This is a genomic window from Colwellia sp. MB3u-55, assembly GCF_014076785.1.
Lineage (GTDB): Bacteria > Pseudomonadota > Gammaproteobacteria > Enterobacterales > Alteromonadaceae > Colwellia_A.
In genome coordinates, this window is record NZ_JACGUS010000020.1 from 14368 (window position 1) to 30965 (window position 16598).

Annotated in this window: 16 protein-coding genes; 11 read left to right on the forward strand and 5 right to left on the reverse strand. The window is 37.0% G+C overall.

All coding sequences use genetic code 11. The features are described 5' to 3' along the window. Positions 1 to 101: 101 nt before the first annotated feature. The 4 genes from aroK to H4J66_RS00130 all read left to right on the forward strand — a co-directional run bounded on the left by aroK (position 102) and on the right by H4J66_RS00130 (position 4049). Positions 102 to 620, forward strand: coding sequence for a shikimate kinase AroK (aroK, locus tag H4J66_RS00115; RefSeq protein ID WP_070375650.1), 519 nt, complete (start codon positions 102 to 104; stop codon positions 618 to 620). A 32-nt stretch (positions 621 to 652) separates the two neighbouring features. Continuing rightward, complete coding sequence (aroB, locus tag H4J66_RS00120; protein ID WP_182169119.1) at positions 653 to 1717, forward strand: 3-dehydroquinate synthase; 1065 nt, start codon at positions 653 to 655, stop codon at positions 1715 to 1717. Between the two features lie 23 nt (positions 1718 to 1740). After that, positions 1741 to 3141: an SPOR domain-containing protein gene (locus tag H4J66_RS00125; RefSeq protein WP_182169121.1), complete on the forward strand. Its 1401-nt coding sequence runs from the start codon at positions 1741 to 1743 to the stop codon at positions 3139 to 3141. Positions 3142 to 3230: 89 nt separating this feature from the next. Then, positions 3231 to 4049 carry a Dam family site-specific DNA-(adenine-N6)-methyltransferase gene (locus H4J66_RS00130; RefSeq protein WP_220463144.1) on the forward strand — a complete coding sequence of 273 codons (819 nt, stop codon included), beginning with the start codon at positions 3231 to 3233 and terminating at the stop codon, positions 4047 to 4049. A gap of 18 nt (positions 4050 to 4067) precedes the next feature. Here the strand turns inward: H4J66_RS00130 and H4J66_RS00135 are convergent, their stop codons facing one another. Beyond that, entirely contained in the window at positions 4068 to 4298 is a 231-nt protein-coding gene (locus tag H4J66_RS00135) for a DUF2970 domain-containing protein (protein WP_259369017.1), read from the reverse strand. 311 nt (positions 4299 to 4609) lie between these two features. Between H4J66_RS00135 and H4J66_RS00140 the strand changes: the two genes are divergently transcribed. Continuing rightward, complete coding sequence (locus tag H4J66_RS00140) at positions 4610 to 5791, forward strand: GGDEF domain-containing protein (protein WP_182169123.1); 1182 nt, start codon at positions 4610 to 4612, stop codon at positions 5789 to 5791. 57 nt (positions 5792 to 5848) lie between these two features. Here the strand turns inward: H4J66_RS00140 and nagB are convergent, their stop codons facing one another. Both nagB and H4J66_RS00150 read right to left on the reverse strand, forming a co-directional pair. Continuing rightward, complete coding sequence (nagB, locus tag H4J66_RS00145) at positions 5849 to 6655, reverse strand: glucosamine-6-phosphate deaminase (protein WP_182169125.1); 807 nt, start codon at positions 6653 to 6655, stop codon at positions 5849 to 5851. A gap of 240 nt (positions 6656 to 6895) precedes the next feature. After that, complete coding sequence (locus H4J66_RS00150; RefSeq protein WP_182169127.1) at positions 6896 to 7585, reverse strand: TorF family putative porin; 690 nt, start codon at positions 7583 to 7585, stop codon at positions 6896 to 6898. Positions 7586 to 8111: 526 nt separating this feature from the next. On the opposite strand from H4J66_RS00150, the gene rpe reads away from it, so the two are divergent. Both rpe and trpS read left to right on the forward strand, forming a co-directional pair. Further along, positions 8112 to 8786 carry a ribulose-phosphate 3-epimerase gene (gene rpe / locus H4J66_RS00155; protein ID WP_182169129.1) on the forward strand — a complete coding sequence of 225 codons (675 nt, stop codon included), beginning with the start codon at positions 8112 to 8114 and terminating at the stop codon, positions 8784 to 8786. Between the two features lie 40 nt (positions 8787 to 8826). Further along, the gene (gene trpS, locus H4J66_RS00160; RefSeq protein ID WP_070375658.1) at positions 8827 to 9831 is read left to right on the forward strand and encodes a tryptophan--tRNA ligase; all 1005 of its coding nucleotides are present in this window, start codon (positions 8827 to 8829) and stop codon (positions 9829 to 9831) included. Between the two features lie 84 nt (positions 9832 to 9915). Here trpS and H4J66_RS00165 read toward each other — a convergent pair whose 3' ends face one another. Together H4J66_RS00165 and H4J66_RS00170 are read right to left on the reverse strand one after the other, a co-directional pair. Continuing rightward, positions 9916 to 10890: an FHA domain-containing protein gene (locus tag H4J66_RS00165; protein WP_182169131.1), complete on the reverse strand. Its 975-nt coding sequence runs from the start codon at positions 10888 to 10890 to the stop codon at positions 9916 to 9918. Next, complete coding sequence (locus H4J66_RS00170) at positions 10881 to 12134, reverse strand: serine protease (RefSeq protein ID WP_182169133.1); 1254 nt, start codon at positions 12132 to 12134, stop codon at positions 10881 to 10883. The genes H4J66_RS00165 and H4J66_RS00170 overlap by 10 nt, the downstream gene beginning before the upstream one ends. A 141-nt stretch (positions 12135 to 12275) precedes the next feature. Between H4J66_RS00170 and H4J66_RS00175 the strand changes: the two genes are divergently transcribed. From H4J66_RS00175 to H4J66_RS00190, 4 genes are all read left to right on the forward strand, one after another. Beyond that, the gene (locus H4J66_RS00175; RefSeq protein WP_182169135.1) at positions 12276 to 12698 is read left to right on the forward strand and encodes a CBS domain-containing protein; all 423 of its coding nucleotides are present in this window, start codon (positions 12276 to 12278) and stop codon (positions 12696 to 12698) included. A 608-nt stretch (positions 12699 to 13306) separates the two neighbouring features. Next, positions 13307 to 13531 (forward strand): FeoA family protein, encoded by a 225-nt coding sequence (locus H4J66_RS00180; RefSeq protein ID WP_182169137.1) that lies wholly within the window; start codon positions 13307 to 13309, stop codon positions 13529 to 13531. Beyond that, positions 13531 to 15747, forward strand: a complete 2217-nt coding sequence (gene feoB / locus H4J66_RS00185) for a ferrous iron transport protein B (protein ID WP_182169139.1) — start codon at positions 13531 to 13533, stop codon at positions 15745 to 15747. The genes H4J66_RS00180 and feoB overlap by 1 nt, the downstream gene beginning before the upstream one ends. A gap of 180 nt (positions 15748 to 15927) precedes the next feature. Then, a complete protein-coding gene (locus tag H4J66_RS00190; RefSeq protein ID WP_182169334.1) occupies positions 15928 to 16323 on the forward strand; it encodes an MmcQ/YjbR family DNA-binding protein in 396 nt (131 codons plus the stop codon). Positions 16324 to 16598 lie beyond the last annotated feature (275 nt).

Genomic DNA, 16598 nt, shown 5'->3' on the forward strand with positions numbered 1-16598 from the left:
ATGTACACCGAACAATTGCGATAATTACGCCCTCAAAATTTTCGGAGGGGGTTCCCTCATATTTGTAAACGTAATTATTTATACGAGCTGAAGTTAATCTAATGGCAGAAAAACGTAATATTTTCCTTATCGGCCCTATGGGCGCCGGTAAAAGCACAATTGGTAGAGAATTAGCTGATAGGCTACATCTTGAGTTTTTTGACTCTGATCAGGAAATAGAGCGCCGAACAGGTGCAGACATCGCATGGGTTTTTGATCTTGAAGGCGAAGAAGGCTTTCGCAAAAGAGAAGAAGGTGTAATTGAAGACTTAAGTGAAAAACAAGGTATTGTTTTAGCGACTGGTGGTGGTTCAGTGATAAGTACACAAGTACGTAATCGCTTATCGGCACGAGGCATAGTTGTCTATTTAGAGACAACTATCGACAAGCAAGTGGCTCGTACGCAGCGTGATCGTAAACGTCCATTGTTGCAAACCTCTGAAGAACCACGCACAGTACTTGAGAATCTAGCAATAGAACGCAATCCTTTATATGAAGAAATTGCTGACGTTATTGTAAAAACAGATGATCAAAGTGCTAAAGTTGTTGCCCATAAAATTGTTGAGCGCTTAGATTTCTAAAAGCGGCTAGGCACTCAAAAAAAGACCTAAAAATGACAACGCTAAATGTTGAACTCGGTACACGCAGTTACCCCATCTATATTGATAGTGGACTATTAACTAATAATAGTCTGCTTACTCAGCATATTCGTGGTAAACGAGTATGTATTGTTTCTAATAATATTGTTAAGCCGCTATATCTTGCTACTTTAAAGGCAAAACTGAGCGCTTTCGACGTTGACGAAATAATACTACCTGATGGCGAAGCTCAAAAGTCACTCGCAAACTTTGATGTGATCATGTCACATTTATTGGCCAATGGTCACGGGCGAGATTCGACATTAATTGCTTTAGGCGGCGGCGTTATTGGTGATATTACTGGCTTTGCAGCAGCATGTTACCAACGCGGAATCAACTTTATTCAAGTTCCAACAACTTTACTTTCACAAGTCGACTCTTCTGTCGGTGGCAAGACCGCGGTTAATCATCCTTTAGGTAAAAACATGATTGGCGCTTTCTACCAGCCAAAAGCTGTTCTTATTGATATTGATAGCCTTAGCACTTTACCTATCCGCGAATTCAATGCGGGCATGGCTGAAGTGATTAAGTACGGTATCTTAGGTGATAGTGATTTTTTTGCTTGGTTAGAAAACAACATTGAAAAAATAAAATCAGCAGATAAAAATACACTGATTGAAATGGTTAAAACTTGCTGCCAATGCAAAGCAGATATTGTTGCCGCTGATGAGACCGAATCAGGCGTACGGGCATTATTAAATTTAGGCCATACCTTTGGTCATGCTATCGAAGCCGATCAAGGTTACGGAAACTGGCTTCATGGCGAAGCTGTCGCTACTGGCATGGTACTTGCCTCTAAGTTATCAGTAGCAATGAATTTGCTTGAAGCGTCAGATCTTCGTCGTATAGAAACATTAATTGCCGCGTTTGATTTACCATTAACAGCGCCTGAAAGTATGGGCTTTGAAGAATTTATTTGTCACATGCGTCGTGACAAAAAGAATTTGGCGGGTGTATTACGTTTAATCGTACCCACCGCTCTTGGTCAATCAGAAATGCGTGATGATATTAGTGAGGAGATGCTTCAACAAATTCTGTAATTTTAATACAGAACAGGTGAAACATGTCTGCACAAGCACATGCCACAGAATATATCGCTCCACAAAGTGTAACAACCATCAGTGCTAACGCACGTGTTGATTATATTTTACGCTTTTCAAAGCATGCCGTTTTGGTAGTTGACCAAGATGCCAATGTTTATTCTCAAGTAGCGAGTCAGTTTCTTGGCTCTTTAGGTAATGATCACAATGCTGCTTTTATCGCTATATCACCTAAATTTAACGATATTCAAATTCGTTGTCGTATTGTTGAGCAACTGTTCGCTGACACCCTATTTGATCCTGAGCAGTCTTTAGCTGTTAGCTTGATCAATTTATCTAAGCAAGAAAAGCAAACCATTGATATTGTCATCGAACACGCCCAGTTTCTCTCCGTACAAATTTTGCATGAGCTATGTCAATTAACTGACATAGCTAAAAAAGCCAATTATGCAATCAGTGTGCTTATGCTTGGTACGCCAAAAGCTGGACTTTTACTGGCGCAAAATAAATCACTATTCCATAAAAAAATCTCAGTTTTATCTGGAGAAACAGGTCAGTTATTAACACTTAACTCCAAAGCATTTAAAGTGAAGACATCACTTTTTACCTTCAGCCGTTTTACGAAGTGGACCTTAATTTTTATCAGTTTCGTGATTTGCTTAGGGGCAACAGGTTATTGGTTGTTTCAACAGGATGTTTTTAGTGCGAACACCGAGCTTAAATTAAAAGCAGTACCAGCAAACTCGACCAGTATTATTTCAGCCTATAATAATAAAAATGTGAATGCTGCAGCGAAGAGTGAAGATATATTTCTTTCGTTAACCGCACCCAACCCAGTAATAAAGGTTCTAATGAGTCTACCTGCAGAGCCAACTGATATCGTTCAAGCGATTGTCAACGCAGAAAAAGACGTGGTTGAGTCGACAGACCCAATAGCCACAGATAAAGTTAAGCGCTTTGAATCGTTTCTTGATAAAAAAGGGGATACCGAAAATAAAGCTTCTGTTACCTTTTTAACAGATAAAACCGTAAGAGCGGCTTTATCTGTTAAAAAGTCAGAAAATAAAGTGACTACGCTGGTTACGCAAGCACCTATTCCAGTGAACTCGATTGAAGATGTTGGCGCCGAAGCCATTTACTATATGAGTGTACCATCAGGTTTTGTTATACAAATTGCTGGTTTTACTCGTCTTTCCGTATATCAGGAGTTTATACCTGATTTTGTCGGCCTCAAGATTAAAAGTTACTACCGACTATTTAATCAACAACCTATGCTAATGATAACCTCTGAGGTTTTTGAGACTCGTTTGGCCGCAGAAAAGGCTGTTACGTTACTGCCAAGTAGTATTAAAGTTTATCAGCCGTGGGTAAAGTCACTTCAAGCAATTAATAATGAAATCAATGCTTATCAAGACTCCCAATAATAAGCTAATCAGGATACAATTCGTTTTCTATTTTAAACGTCTATTTAAGCCTAGCACTTAAATAATGAGTTGTAAGGCAAATGGGTTAAATGATCAAAAAGCATCGAGCATTTTTAAAGTGGGCTGGCGGAAAATACGGCCTCAGCGATGTAATTAATAAAATGTTACCCAAAGGGGAGCGTTTAGTAGAACCTTTTGTCGGTGCTGGTTCAGTATTTCTGAACAGTAATTTTGACCATTACTTGTTAAACGATATAAATCAAGACTTAATCAATCTCTATAATATTATTAAAGAAAACCCACAAAAATTTATCAAAGATTCAGCGATATACTTTACGCCTGAATATAATCAATCTGAAGTTTATTACCGGTTACGAAAAGAGTTTAATGCCAGTAGTGACAGCTACTTTCGTTCGCTGGTATTTCTTTATATGAACCGTCATGGTTATAATGGCTTATGTCGATATAATAAATCGGGCGGTTATAATGTTCCCTTTGGTAAGTATAAACGTCCATATTTTCCTGAAAATGAAATGCTGTATTTTGCGGAAAAAGCTAAGAAAGCCACTTTTGTTTGTGAAGGTTACCGAGAAACTTTTGCCAGGGCAAAAAGTGGCGATGTCATTTACTGTGATCCCCCTTATGTACCATTAAGTAAAACAGCTAGTTTTACCAGTTATGTTGGTAATGGCTTTGGTTTAGATGAGCAAGCTGATTTAGCCAATATTGCAGAAGAAGTCACTGAGCAAGATAAAATATCAGTATTGATTAGTAATCATGACACAATCTGGACACGTAAAATATATGAGCATGCCAGTAAGCAAAAAACGATACAAGTAGCGCGCACTATTAGCCAAAAGGCGAGTAAACGTAATAAAGTTGCAGAGTTACTGGTACTTTATAAGTAAGCTTTTAAGTCACTTATTTTAAGGTAAAACTAAAGATACTGCCGCGATCAACACGCCTATAAATATAGCGACACCGATTACAGCAGCAATGATGAAGTGGCTTAGTTTTCCTTCACTAAAATCTCTATCGCGGTTTTTATTACTTTGTACGCCAAAAAAAGCGGCGCCGACACTTTTAGCGGTCGTTTTAAAACTACTATTTTTATCAGAAGACTTTGTTTTTTTTGATAAGTTTTCCGTTGGCATCATATAATCCTTTTGTTGGGTGACACTTGATAGTCGCTTACTTTTCGCGCTAAAACAATCCTAAATAAATTTTATCATTATCATCACACATTTTAGCGTTATCGAACGAGCAACTTATTTCAAGGTGATCGCTAACGTGGTGGCGATTAACAATGATTACCTGTTTAACATAACAGGGTAAAGTCGATATAAATTATAAAAAATGCATATATTTTTGACAGTAAAATATAGCTAGTCTATGCTAAATTGTATATTTGTATAATATACAGATTATTTATCTAATTTACTGATAAAAATAGAAAAAGGATTTTCCATTGAATACTGATTTACTCAATTATGTTAACTTTCCCGCTTTAATTATTAATGAGCAAGGAACTGTAGTTAGTCGTAGTAAACACATCAAGCATAAATATCATATTAACGATGGAGATGACTTTTTTGCATTATGTGACAGTAAAGTTAGTTTATCTGAATTCATTCTCAACTTTTCTAATATGCCTTTAGGCTCAAATGATAAATGTTTAACACATTTTAGTTTTATCCAAAAAAATATAGAGGTGTATGTCAGTATTATCAGTAAACAGCCGATTCTTTTTCTGATCGAATATAGTGCTGAATTACTACAGGACTCATCTGTTGTTGATTTAGTCGACCACTCGAATAATTTATTGTCCTTAGTTGATAAAAACTATCACTATTTGTCAGTTAATGAGCAATATAGCCATAAATGGGGCTTGCAAAAAGCGGACATTATTAACCAACATGTTATAACAGTCTTAGGAGAAGAAGCTTTCAATAGAGTGGTTAAGAAAGAGCTCGATTTATGTTTTTCAGGTAAGGTGAGAACTTATACTGATTGGTTTTATTCAGAAAATAAAAATCAAATGCTCTTTCTCAAGGTTGCGTACCAACCTGTTTTTGATAGTCATTCAGACCAAGTTAACTCTGTAGCCGTTACAGTAACTGATATTACCGATATTCAAGTACTCAATGAAAAACTGACGGAACAAGCTTTCCATGATCCGCTAACCACCTTAGATAATCGATACGCTTTAATGGCATATTTCGATAAACTTTCCGCCACACTGACCAGAAATGATTGTTACAGTCTAGTAATGATAGACTTAGATGATTTTAAACGCGTTAATGATTCATACGGTCATAATATCGGTGATGAACTGTTAAAAGCCTTCGCGGTTAACTTAAAAAACACTTTACGTGCCGATGACTTTTGTTGTCGATGGGGCGGAGATGAATTTGTGCTGTTATTAGCGCAAGGAAACACAGCTCAAACATTAGTCACTGCAAGATATAATATAAACGATCGATTTCAGCAACTGCAAGAGAAAGTTTACCAGGTGGCAAAGCATAAATTATCATTGAGATTCTCATTCGGTTTAGCGTTATTTCCTCAACAATCCAAGAGCTTAGAACAACTCATCTCGATAGCAGACAGCAAAATGTACCGAGACAAAAAACTACAAAAGTTAAGTTAAATCTCACCTCAACAAAGGTCCCTAGATTAGGGACCTTTTATTGAAGCATTCACTTTGTTAATAATTATGATAAAAACCATAAGTTTCGTTGATTTTACGGTGTTGCTGATTAGCCCAAAGGTAATACTGATGATCTTGTAGTTGGCTTGCAGCTGCTTTGTCTAACAAAATAACTGCATTTTCATGCATCTGTAATGCGGATGCCGGACACATAGCGGATAAAGCGCCTGTGATCATCGTATTTACTGCCTGGGCTTTATTTTCTCCTGTCGCCATTAATAATACATAGCGAGCATCCATAATAGTGCCAATACCCATGGTCATTGCCATAGTTGGTTGTGTTTCACCGTTTTTAAATAAGCGGCTATTATCTGTCAGTGTTTGCTGTGTTAATGTTTTGATACGGGTACGAGATGATAAGCTCGAAGTCGGTTCATTAAAACCAATATGGCCATTAGCGCCAATACCTAATATTTGTAAGTCGATACCCCCTAATGATTTTATTTTGTTTTCGTAGTTAAGCCCTTGTTCACGTGGGTTTTGGTTATGGTTACACGTTGGTAGGTAGGTATTGGTTTGTGCTATGTCTACGTTATCAAATAAATGCTCTTTCATAAAACTGCGATAACTTTGAGCATTATTAGCATTAATATTATGGTATTCATCAAGATTAAATGACGAGACGTGACTAAAGCTTAGCCCTTCATTTTTATGTTTATTAACTAAATGTTTATAGAGGCTAATCGGGGTGCTACCGGTAGCAAGACCAAGCACAGGTTTGGCTTTTTTAGTGATTAATTCACTGACCCATAGTGCTGCATGCTCTGCAACTTGTTCAGCATCATCAAAAATAATTATTTGCATGTAAAATCCTTAAAATTTAATTTAATTAGGTAAAATTTCACTAATGGATGCAAATCGTTATTGTGATGAATATCGGCTTTTTGGTTTCGCTAAATATATTAATTAGGTTTAAATATCTTAGCTATGCCGCCGTTTATTTTTAACTCAACACTCTTATAATTGTACTACGCGAAGATTTTTTTTGCACTGTCTTTAACTATCTTTAAAAAGCCAGTAAAATTATTACTGGCTTATTTTTATTTATAAGTCGATATCAACCGAATAAGAAATGACAAACTTCATATCATCATTATCGATGTCGGTATCAGATACCGCAAAGGTAAAGCCATCTTTACTTAAGCTAACACTGTAATCGTTATAATCTTCTGCGATCATGGCGTCGTCAAAAGAATAATCGCCAAGATGAAAAGCTAAGGTTAAACCATCAGCTACTTCAAACTCTGCTCCCGCTGCAATATATAAGCTGGCATCAGCAAAAGCAGCACCGTCGTCGTTATGAATTCCGTAACTTGCTGAAAGTGAAAAATATGAATAGCCCAAAGAGCCATATATCTCGCCAAAATCATATTCGTTAGTACTATCTGTTTGGGCTGAGTCAGGGTAGGCATAATAAATATAACCGACATCATAACTAACATCTTCGTTTAATTGGCCGCTAAAACCTAAGTAGAAATCTACTTCAGCACTCGCATCATCACCAAAATCGACATTTGAAGCCCAAGCTCCAGCATAAAAGCCAGAATCGTCAGCATAGTCAATACCACCAGAAATAGCTGCAGCATTGTCTGTTTGGCTAACACCACGCCATATATAGTTACTACTAGCAGCAACATTAGCAGATAAACCTTCAACAGCTGATGCTTGTGTTGATAATAATGAAGTAGCGGCAAGTAAAGATGTGAGCGATATCGATAATAGTGTTTTTTTCATAATAGTCTCTTTATGTAGTAGTTTTTTATTTAATATTTTAGGGCTAAACCATACATTGCAAGGTAGATGCCTGAGCGACATAATAATATCAATAAATTTTACATAGTAATTTCAATGGCTTGGCAAAGTTGTTTTTTTACTATGAGGCGTTGTCACTAACGGGTGAGCTTTATTGGTGCAATTAAATCGTTAACGCTCATAAAAAGTGCATAAAATATAGACTCGTATTTTGTAATGTCTTTCTAGGTAGTCTTTCACGTTATCGTTAAACGTTAACGTTGATAATAAGTGCATAAAATATCGACTCGTATTTTGTAATGTCTTTCTTGGCCGTCTTTCCGGTTATAGTTAAAGCGTTAATTCTCATAAAAATTAATCCAGTGTACGAAATAATTATGAGCATTCGACACTAAAATAGCAATCGCTGGGTAACATTGAGTTAAATAACGTTTGGGCGCATGAATTTATAGAGTTTTCCCTTAGGTCGTTGTTATAATGTTGAGCAATATTCTAAAAAGGTTTATCTATGTCTTCTTTTTTAATTGCTCCTTCTATATTGTCTGCTGATTTTGCACGTTTAGGTGATGATGTTGCTAAGGTTTTAGCTGCGGGTGCTGATGTTGTGCACTTCGATGTAATGGATAATCATTTTGTGCCTAACTTAACTTTTGGCCCGATGATTTGTCAGTCGCTACGTGATTACGGTATTACCGCTCCTATTGATGTACATTTAATGGTCAAGCAGGTTGATAGTCTAATTCCAGGCTTTGCTAAAGCAGGCGCAGATATTATCACTTTTCATCCAGAGGCAAGTGACCATATTGATCGTACTCTGCAATTAATAAAAGACCATGGCTGTAAAGCTGGACTGGTACTAAATCCTGCCACACCATTAAATTGTTTAGATTTTGTTATGGATAAACTCGATGTTATCTTGTTGATGTCAGTTAATCCTGGCTTTGGTGGTCAATCGTTTATTCCAACCACATTGGATAAATTGAGATTAGTAAAAGAGCGCATCATCGTTAGTGGACGTGATATTCGTTTACAGGTTGATGGCGGTGTTAAAGCAGACAATATTGCTGAAATAGCGGCGGCGGGGGCTGACATGTTCGTCGCAGGGTCAGCCATTTTCTCAAAGCCAGATTATAAGCTGGCGATTGATGAAATGCGCAGCGAATTAGCGACAGTTAGCCAATAGTTTAATAAATAAATCAAATCAAATAAAATAAAGAGAAATCATGAGTAAACCTATCGTATTAAGCGGCTGTCAGCCATCAGGTGATTTAACCATTGGTAATTATTTAGGTGCGTTAAAACAATGGGTTAGCATGCAGGATAGCCATGAGTGTTATTACATGTTGGTTGATCAACATGCTATTACTGTTCGCCCAAATCCAGCAGATTTGCGAAAGGCGACGCTTGATGGCCTAGCCTTGTATCTAGCCTGCGGCGTTGACCCAGAAAAGAGTACCATCTTTATTCAATCACATGTCCCTGAACATGCTCAGCTTAGTTGGGTGTTAAATTGTTACACACAAATGGGCGAATTGAACAGAATGACGCAATACAAAGATAAGTCACAAAAGTCTGAAGCAAATATGAATTCAGGTTTATTTACTTATCCAGTCTTAATGGCGGCAGATATTCTTCTCTATAATGCTGACCGTGTGCCGGTTGGTGAAGATCAAAAGCAGCATCTAGAATTAGCCCGTGATATAGCGACTCGTTTTAATAATCTTCATGGTGACACATTTACAGTGCCAGACCCTTATATTCCTGAATTTGGTGCGCGAGTAATGAGCTTACTTGAGCCGACAAAGAAAATGTCAAAATCAGACGCTAATCCTGGTAATTTTATTGGCTTATTAGAAGACCCTAAAAAAATCAGTAAAAAAATCAAACGCGCCATGACTGATTCTGATGAAGAAGCTAATATCTATTTTAATATTGAAGAAAAGCCAGGTGTATCAAATTTATTGTCTTTATTGTCTTGTTGTACAGGTGAAACCGTTGAGCAGTTAGTGCCACAATATGAAGATAAAATGTATGGGCACTTAAAAGGCGACGTTGCTAATGCTGTGGTTGCTTTATTAGAACCTATTCAGCAAAGATATCATCAAATCCGTGAGGACCAGGCTTATTTAGATTCAGTGATGAAAGCAGGCGCTGAAAAAGCATCAGCTAGGGCAAGTAAAATATTAGCAAAAGTGTATGATGCAGTAGGTTTTATTCCTCGCCCTTAATGTGTCGTCATCACTTAGTCGTTATTCTCTCAGCTAACAAAAAAGCTAACGAACTCGTTAGCTTTTTTTGTTTATTAAGCCACTTTATTTGTCTTCAAGTGCCGCTTCTTGCGCATCGTTAAATAATGTTTTACTGCTCTCAAGAAAGCCTTGGACATTATTGCTGTGAGTAAATAAATAACTTGGCGCCATTAACGTAGTATTAAAAGCGGGACGGATACTGAATTCAGGTTTTTTACTAAACTGAATTAAGAAGCTACCACCAAACAATAACAGCGTCATGCAACTTGCTACTAATGTTCTGCGTCGAGTGGTCATATGAAAACCAATTTGGCAATTTAGCCAGAACAAACAAAATGCCAATACAATAGGTAAGAAAGTGGCAAGCATGCTGAGTATTGACTGAGATGAAGCATTGAAACTGGTGATGTTTTCAATAAAATCACTTAACCACATTAAATTGTAAAAGACAAAACAGATGCCTAATTGTCCCCAAAACCTAGCATCATGCTTAGTTAAATGAGAAACCAAAGCAACACCAATAGGCCAAAGCCCAAAGAGTAAAGTCATGCCAATAGCGGGTACTAATAACTGAGTGAAATTGACTTCTACAGGGTTGTGAAGGTTAAATAACCAGCCGGTAACACTGGCAAATAATAAAATGTTTACAGCTAAAAAGAGAGGATGTCTTGTTAAGGTTAAAATATTTTCAAAAGGGCTAAAACTAATGCTTTCAGGTACGGGGTGATCGGGAAAAACAATGCGTACTAAACTTTTGCCAATCATAAAAACTTGTCCAGAACGAACGATGTGTTGATGAACAGCTGATTTTGTTTTTGAAAACTCATCGTCATAAAAACTGCCGTTAATAGAGCCTTCATCGTTTAGCAGCCAATGTTCACCATTAAAATTAAGACTAAGGTGTTGGCCACAAATATGTGGGTCAGCCATAATAATATCATTATCATAACCACGACCAATATTGATGTGATTTTGCATAAATTTATGTCGAGCGATTAATTTATGGGCGCGAGTAATTTCTTCTATGATTATTTCCATGAAATAGACTCCATAAATTTCTCTGTAAACTTAAGTGCACTATTTTGCGTAACGCCAGCGACAGTAAAGTGGCTAAGTAAGGCTTGGTCGCCCTTATCAACAGAAATAGCTATATATAAAACGTCAAATAATTTAGGAAAGTCTTTGTAGGCACGGGTACAAAAAACTGATTTGTTGGTAATCGCTTGGTTTGACGGTGTAACAATATCGTGCTGACATTGAAACTCAGTAACATCATCTTTACCCGCTTTGTTTCCTGGCATGACTTGCGTTAATTGACGCTCAAATATTTGATAAAACTTAGTCTCGCTAAGTTCTTTTGCTTGCATATAGCGATATTCCATTTCAATAGAGCCGGTGAAGAAATTATTTGAGATGTAAGTATCTTCATCCAAAGAACAATTAGCAACCACGGCTAGAACAATAGCATCTGCTTTATCAGCGTTTGACTCTCCCCAACAACGAATAAAAGGAATATTAACCACGGGAATTAAACCTTCTCCTAAAGGACGCATCTGCCATTCGCTATTTAATAGCGTGGTGATTAACTTGTCTTGATTATCAGCAAGTTGTTGTGCCATTTGTGCTGCAATACTTTCGGGTTTACTTGTTTTATAACGCTTGTATAAGTTAAGTAGTTTATCGTGTGGTACTAAAAATCCGATTTGATTACCTGAAGTTGCGACATTTATCCCAACGACTTCAGAGTTTTTATTGACGACAGGTCCGCCACTCATTCCAGAGTTTACTGAGCCGGTAAAATGGATCCGGTCGTTAAAAGATTCATTCTTCAATCCATTGTAAGTGCCAGGTACTACTATCATGCCTAAATCGTGCGGGTTACCTAACGAATAAAGCTCTTCGCCTTTTTGGGGAACACGCTTTGAAATTTTAAAGAAAGGCATTTCGCCATTAGTCGTTCTTTTTACTAAAGCTAGATCATTGATAACATCAACACTTTGTAAAGTAAGTGGCGCTTTTTTACCTTGGTGATCAAAAATTTCAATCGTGTACTTATTGGGATGACGCGCATAACCAGAAATAACGTGATAATTGGTCGCAATTAAACCGTCGGCACTAATTTGAAAACCAGATCCAATTGATGACTTTTCACCGCTGGCGATGTCTATAAGTCTTATTTGATAAAGTGACGGAGCAAGTTGTTTGAATATTTCTTCTGCTTGTTCGGTGGCATAACTTATTGTGCTAATACACAATAAAATTAAGGTAGTTAAACCTTTCATTTATATTCCTTATTTTGAGTCTTAGTTCATTGTGCCATTGTTAAGTTAATTGTCATCTATTATCCCCAAATAAAGTAAATTCTCTTTGTTGTTTGTCAATGTATTGTATAGTTAAGAATAAGGTGGATAAAAGGTAGCATAATGAAAATAGCCAGCATCATGACCAAAGCATTTGTTAGCGTCTCTTTGGACGATACGTTATTGACGATAAAAAATATTTTTAAATATGCTAATTTTCATCATTTACTGGTCGTTGATAATAAACAATTATCAGGGGTTATTTCAGACAGAGATCTTCTCAAAGCACTTAGTCCTAATATTGGCACTGCCGCCGAGCTCCCAAGAGATGCAGCAACCTTAAACAAGAAAGCGCATCAAATACTGAATCGCAAATTGATCACCTTAACGCCTAACGCTAATGTTTTTGATGCCATTGATATTTTTAATCAGACTAAAACATCATGTATTCCTATTGTTGATGAAAATAGCATTCCCGTTGGCATATTAACTTGGCGAGATATCATGAAAACGTTAGGAGATAAAAATGCAGAGCGACATAATTAAGTTAATAAGTTATTAACTATTGTCTGAGTTTCAAGCAATTATGTTGCTTAAAGTAAATCAGCCTGCAAAACAGTCGCTGGAAAAGTAACTGCCGTTAGTAGGTTCAATTAATCTGCTTTGAAAATAAGCTAGTTGTGCACTTTTTGCTTTTAACGCTAATCAGCTCTGTAACTAAGGTTTTTTGTTAAATAACGATTACCCTACTAAAATGTCTTATTTGACTTAGGTCAAGTAAGACATTTTTTATTGCGACATTATGTCGCACTTCACTGTTTTTACTTTGTTTTTATTGATTATAGCTAACACAATAGTATTAATTCTATTTGGCATACTCAAACAAGTAAGTGAAAAAACTATGACGTTTTCAATTAAACCCATTGCTTTAGCAATAAACTCTTCGCTATTTTTACCGAAGCTGTGTAGATAAATCCAGTTATATTTTTAATACGATTATATTGAAGGCTTGCTAAACTATTAAATTTTAAATCAAGTTTATAAGTAGATTAATTTAAGCTGATTTAGATCAATTACGCCGTTATATACGCTTGCTGAAAAGTTAATAGTAAAGTAGAATCAAATGATAATCATTATTATTTGAGTTGTTCTTTATGACCCTTTCACAATTGACGCGTACCCAACGAGCGGTGATCCGCACGTTGCCAACAAATTTCGATTTGACTTCAAAGTTAATCGAGCAGGGTTTTGCGTTAAAAACTGAGATATCATTAGCCCATAAAGCACCATTTAATGGGCCACTTGCCTTTCATCTCCATGGTACTAAAATTTGCTTAGCAACGAGTATTGCTCAACAAATAGGTATAGAAATCGTCTAATGTCACAAGCTTTACATTTGGCTCTAGTTGGCTTTGCCAATTCAGGAAAAAGCACGTTTTTTAATGCTCTAACGGGCGCAAAACAACAAACAGGAAACTGGACTGGCGTCACTGTAGCGACAAAACAGCAGCCCTTCTCATTTAATAATGCGCAAGTTTTACTTTCAGACTTACCCGGCGTTAGTTCTCTCGCCACTCGAACTGAACAAAGTAAAGACCTGACTATTACCCAAGATTTCCTCAAAAATAACGACATTGATTGTTTAATTAATGTCGTCGATGCGACGCAATTAAAGCGTCAGTTGTATTTAACGACTCAGCTACTTGAACTCGGTTTACCGGTATTATTGGTTATCAATAAATCTGATCGAAAAGAAGCGCAAACCGTTGATATAAATATTTTAGCAAAAGAACTTGGTTGTAAAGTTATTATTGCTAACAGCTTAGCTAAAGATACCTTAAAACAAGTAGAACAGGCTTTACTTGAATTACCTAAAGCAAGTGAACGTCCAAAAAAATTAATTTTATCAGCAGATATTGTCAATAAACTCGCTGATAAAAACTCAACTGAAGTGTTAATTGATCTTGAATGTGGCGCTTGTAATGATCAAGGTGGCTGTCAGCAAACTAATACAGATGCTATTAGTATTATGCAGGCGCGTTACGAATTTATTCAGCAGTTATTGATCGATGTTAAAAAGGATATACCGGCTTCCAAAAAAGCACCGGCAATAAGTTTAAGTGACCGCCTTGACCATTTTATCCTTCATCCTTGGTTAGGTGTGCCCGTTTTTCTTAGCATGATGTACTTATTGTTTATGTTTGCTATTAATGTGGGTAGCGCTTTTATCGACTTTTTTGATATTTTAGCCGGCGCTATTTTTGTCGATTACCCGCAAAGATTTTTATCAAGTTATGATTTACCTCAGTGGTTGCTAACCTTAATTGAAGGAGCTGGCTTAGGTATTCAAACGGTCGCGACTTTTATTCCAATCATCGCTTGTTTATTTATTGGCTTATCGATTTTAGAAAGCAGTGGATACCTAGCGCGTGCAGCGTTTGTGGTTGACAGTGCTATGCAAAAAATTGGTTTACCCGGTAAAGCTTTTGTCCCTTTAATTGTTGGTTTTGGTTGTACGGTTCCGGCTGTAATGTCGGCACGAATTCTTGACAGTGAGCGTGAACGTATCACCACTATAATGATGTCACCGTTTATGTCGTGTGGGGCACGTTTACCGGTATATGCTTTATTTGCTGCGGCATTTTTTCCTGATTCTGGGCAAAACTTAGTTTTCTTATTGTACTTAATCGGTATAGCGGCAGCACTATTTACAGGGTTTTTATTAAAGCACACCGTATTAATGGGCAAAAATTCTGTCAATATTATGGAATTACCGCTCTATGAAATACCTAAGCTTTCTTATCTCGTGCATCGTGTTTGGCAACGTACTCGGTCTTTTATTTTGGGGGCAGGTAAAACAATTGTCTTAGTGGTTTGTGTGCTTAACTTCTTTAACTCATTAGGTACTGATGGTCAATTTGGTCACCAAGACTCTCAAGAGTCGGTATTGAGTAAAAGTGCTCAGGTTGTTACCCCTTTACTTGCACCTATGGGTATTAAGGAAGATAACTGGCAAGCAAGTGTTGGTATTATTACCGGCTTGTTTGCGAAAGAGGCTTTAGTGGCTACATTTAATAGTTTATATACCGACGTAAATGCAGAACCAGAGGCATTAAAATCAATGGCTGAGTTATGGACTGACGCGACGGATTCAATAAAAGAAAACTTATTAGGTATTCAAGCTGATGATCCTTTAGGGACTGATATCGGAGATGTTACCAACTTACATACCGCCGCAGAAGAACAAGGCGTTAATGAAGGAACATTCACTGTTATGCAGGCCGCATTTGCTGGTAAAATTGGCGCATTTAGTTACTTGTTATTTATTTTGCTTTATACACCTTGTGCAGCAGCTATGGGGGCAATAAAGAGTGAAGTTGGCAGCCGTTGGGCTGGATTTGCAGCTTTATGGAGCTTTTCATTAGCTTATTTAGCGGCGACATTTACTTATCAAGTGGCAACCTTCGCTACTAATCCGTTGTCCGCGGGAATTAGTATTGCCATCGTCATTGCGATTTTTGCGGCGATATATTATTGGTTAAAGCGTTTCGGTAAAAGTATTTTAACAATCCCAACACAAGTTTCTTATTATTAATTTAAGCTGAACTAAACTTTTGCTAAAAAATACCGATAAATTGTTTATCGGTATTTTTTTAGGCTGAAACTTCTGCTTATCTTGTTCTCTAACCCAAAGTTACTTTTTACTGCTATGCTTAAATTCATTAGACCGTAAATTTAAGCCCTTAATGTATAGAGATAAACGCCAATGAAATCTATGAACCCTCAAATGGCGGAACACTATTTATTAGCTAAATCTGCAAGCTCGCTTTACTATCCGTTTGGTGATGACGTTAGCGTTTTCAAGGTCAAAAATAAGATGTTTGCAACGATTTCTCATGGTTCAAACGCTAAAAGTGCCAAGGTTGCACAAGACGCTAAAGGTCATTTTTGGATGAACCTAAAATGTGAGCCTGGGGAGGCAGAGATATTACGTGATATTTTTCCTGGCATCATTCCCGGCTATCATATGAATAAATCTAATTGGAATACTATTATCTTAGATGGCTCAATTCCTCAGGGTGAGTTAAAGCGAATGATGGATAATTCTTATTTGCTAGTGGTCAGTAAAATGACCAAGATAGATCAGCAATCAATTCTAATCCAGCTGTAGCCGCCATAACAGATTGATCATAAACCTAGCTACCCACTTAAAAGCGTTATTTGCTGCTTTAATTGTTTGCACTAATCAATTTACTATGTGCGACCCTAAGTGGTGTGGTTACGCCATTTTGTATATACATACTCTGGGCTTTTTTGATATGAGCAAGGCTACCAGAGGATACACATTTCCACTCATCCATTATATGGAGATGGAGATACCAGACAGTTTTACTCTTCATAGATGTTCCTTAATGGCTTTAGCTAAATTCTAATTAAAGGATAATA

What these genes read in the sequence shown, in the direction of transcription:
- aroK (WP_070375650.1), top strand. Translation starts at nt 102, where the DNA reads ATGGCAGAAAAACGTAATATTTTCCTTATCGGCCCTATGGGCGCCGGT.
- aroB (WP_182169119.1), top strand. Translation starts at nt 653, where the DNA reads ATGACAACGCTAAATGTTGAACTCGGTACACGCAGTTACCCCATCTAT.
- H4J66_RS00125 (WP_182169121.1), top strand. Translation starts at nt 1,741, where the DNA reads ATGTCTGCACAAGCACATGCCACAGAATATATCGCTCCACAAAGTGTA.
- H4J66_RS00130 (WP_220463144.1), top strand. Translation starts at nt 3,231, where the DNA reads ATGATCAAAAAGCATCGAGCATTTTTAAAGTGGGCTGGCGGAAAATAC.
- H4J66_RS00135 (WP_259369017.1), bottom strand. Translation starts at nt 4,298, where the DNA reads ATGATGCCAACGGAAAACTTATCAAAAAAAACAAAGTCTTCTGATAAA.
- nagB (WP_182169125.1), bottom strand. Translation starts at nt 6,655, where the DNA reads ATGCAAATAATTATTTTTGATGATGCTGAACAAGTTGCAGAGCATGCA.
- H4J66_RS00150 (WP_182169127.1), bottom strand. Translation starts at nt 7,585, where the DNA reads ATGAAAAAAACACTATTATCGATATCGCTCACATCTTTACTTGCCGCT.
- rpe (WP_182169129.1), top strand. Translation starts at nt 8,112, where the DNA reads ATGTCTTCTTTTTTAATTGCTCCTTCTATATTGTCTGCTGATTTTGCA.
- trpS (WP_070375658.1), top strand. Translation starts at nt 8,827, where the DNA reads ATGAGTAAACCTATCGTATTAAGCGGCTGTCAGCCATCAGGTGATTTA.
- H4J66_RS00165 (WP_182169131.1), bottom strand. Translation starts at nt 10,890, where the DNA reads ATGGAAATAATCATAGAAGAAATTACTCGCGCCCATAAATTAATCGCT.
- H4J66_RS00170 (WP_182169133.1), bottom strand. Translation starts at nt 12,134, where the DNA reads ATGAAAGGTTTAACTACCTTAATTTTATTGTGTATTAGCACAATAAGT.
- H4J66_RS00175 (WP_182169135.1), top strand. Translation starts at nt 12,276, where the DNA reads ATGAAAATAGCCAGCATCATGACCAAAGCATTTGTTAGCGTCTCTTTG.
- H4J66_RS00180 (WP_182169137.1), top strand. Translation starts at nt 13,307, where the DNA reads ATGACCCTTTCACAATTGACGCGTACCCAACGAGCGGTGATCCGCACG.
- feoB (WP_182169139.1), top strand. Translation starts at nt 13,531, where the DNA reads ATGTCACAAGCTTTACATTTGGCTCTAGTTGGCTTTGCCAATTCAGGA.
- H4J66_RS00190 (WP_182169334.1), top strand. Translation starts at nt 15,928, where the DNA reads ATGAACCCTCAAATGGCGGAACACTATTTATTAGCTAAATCTGCAAGC.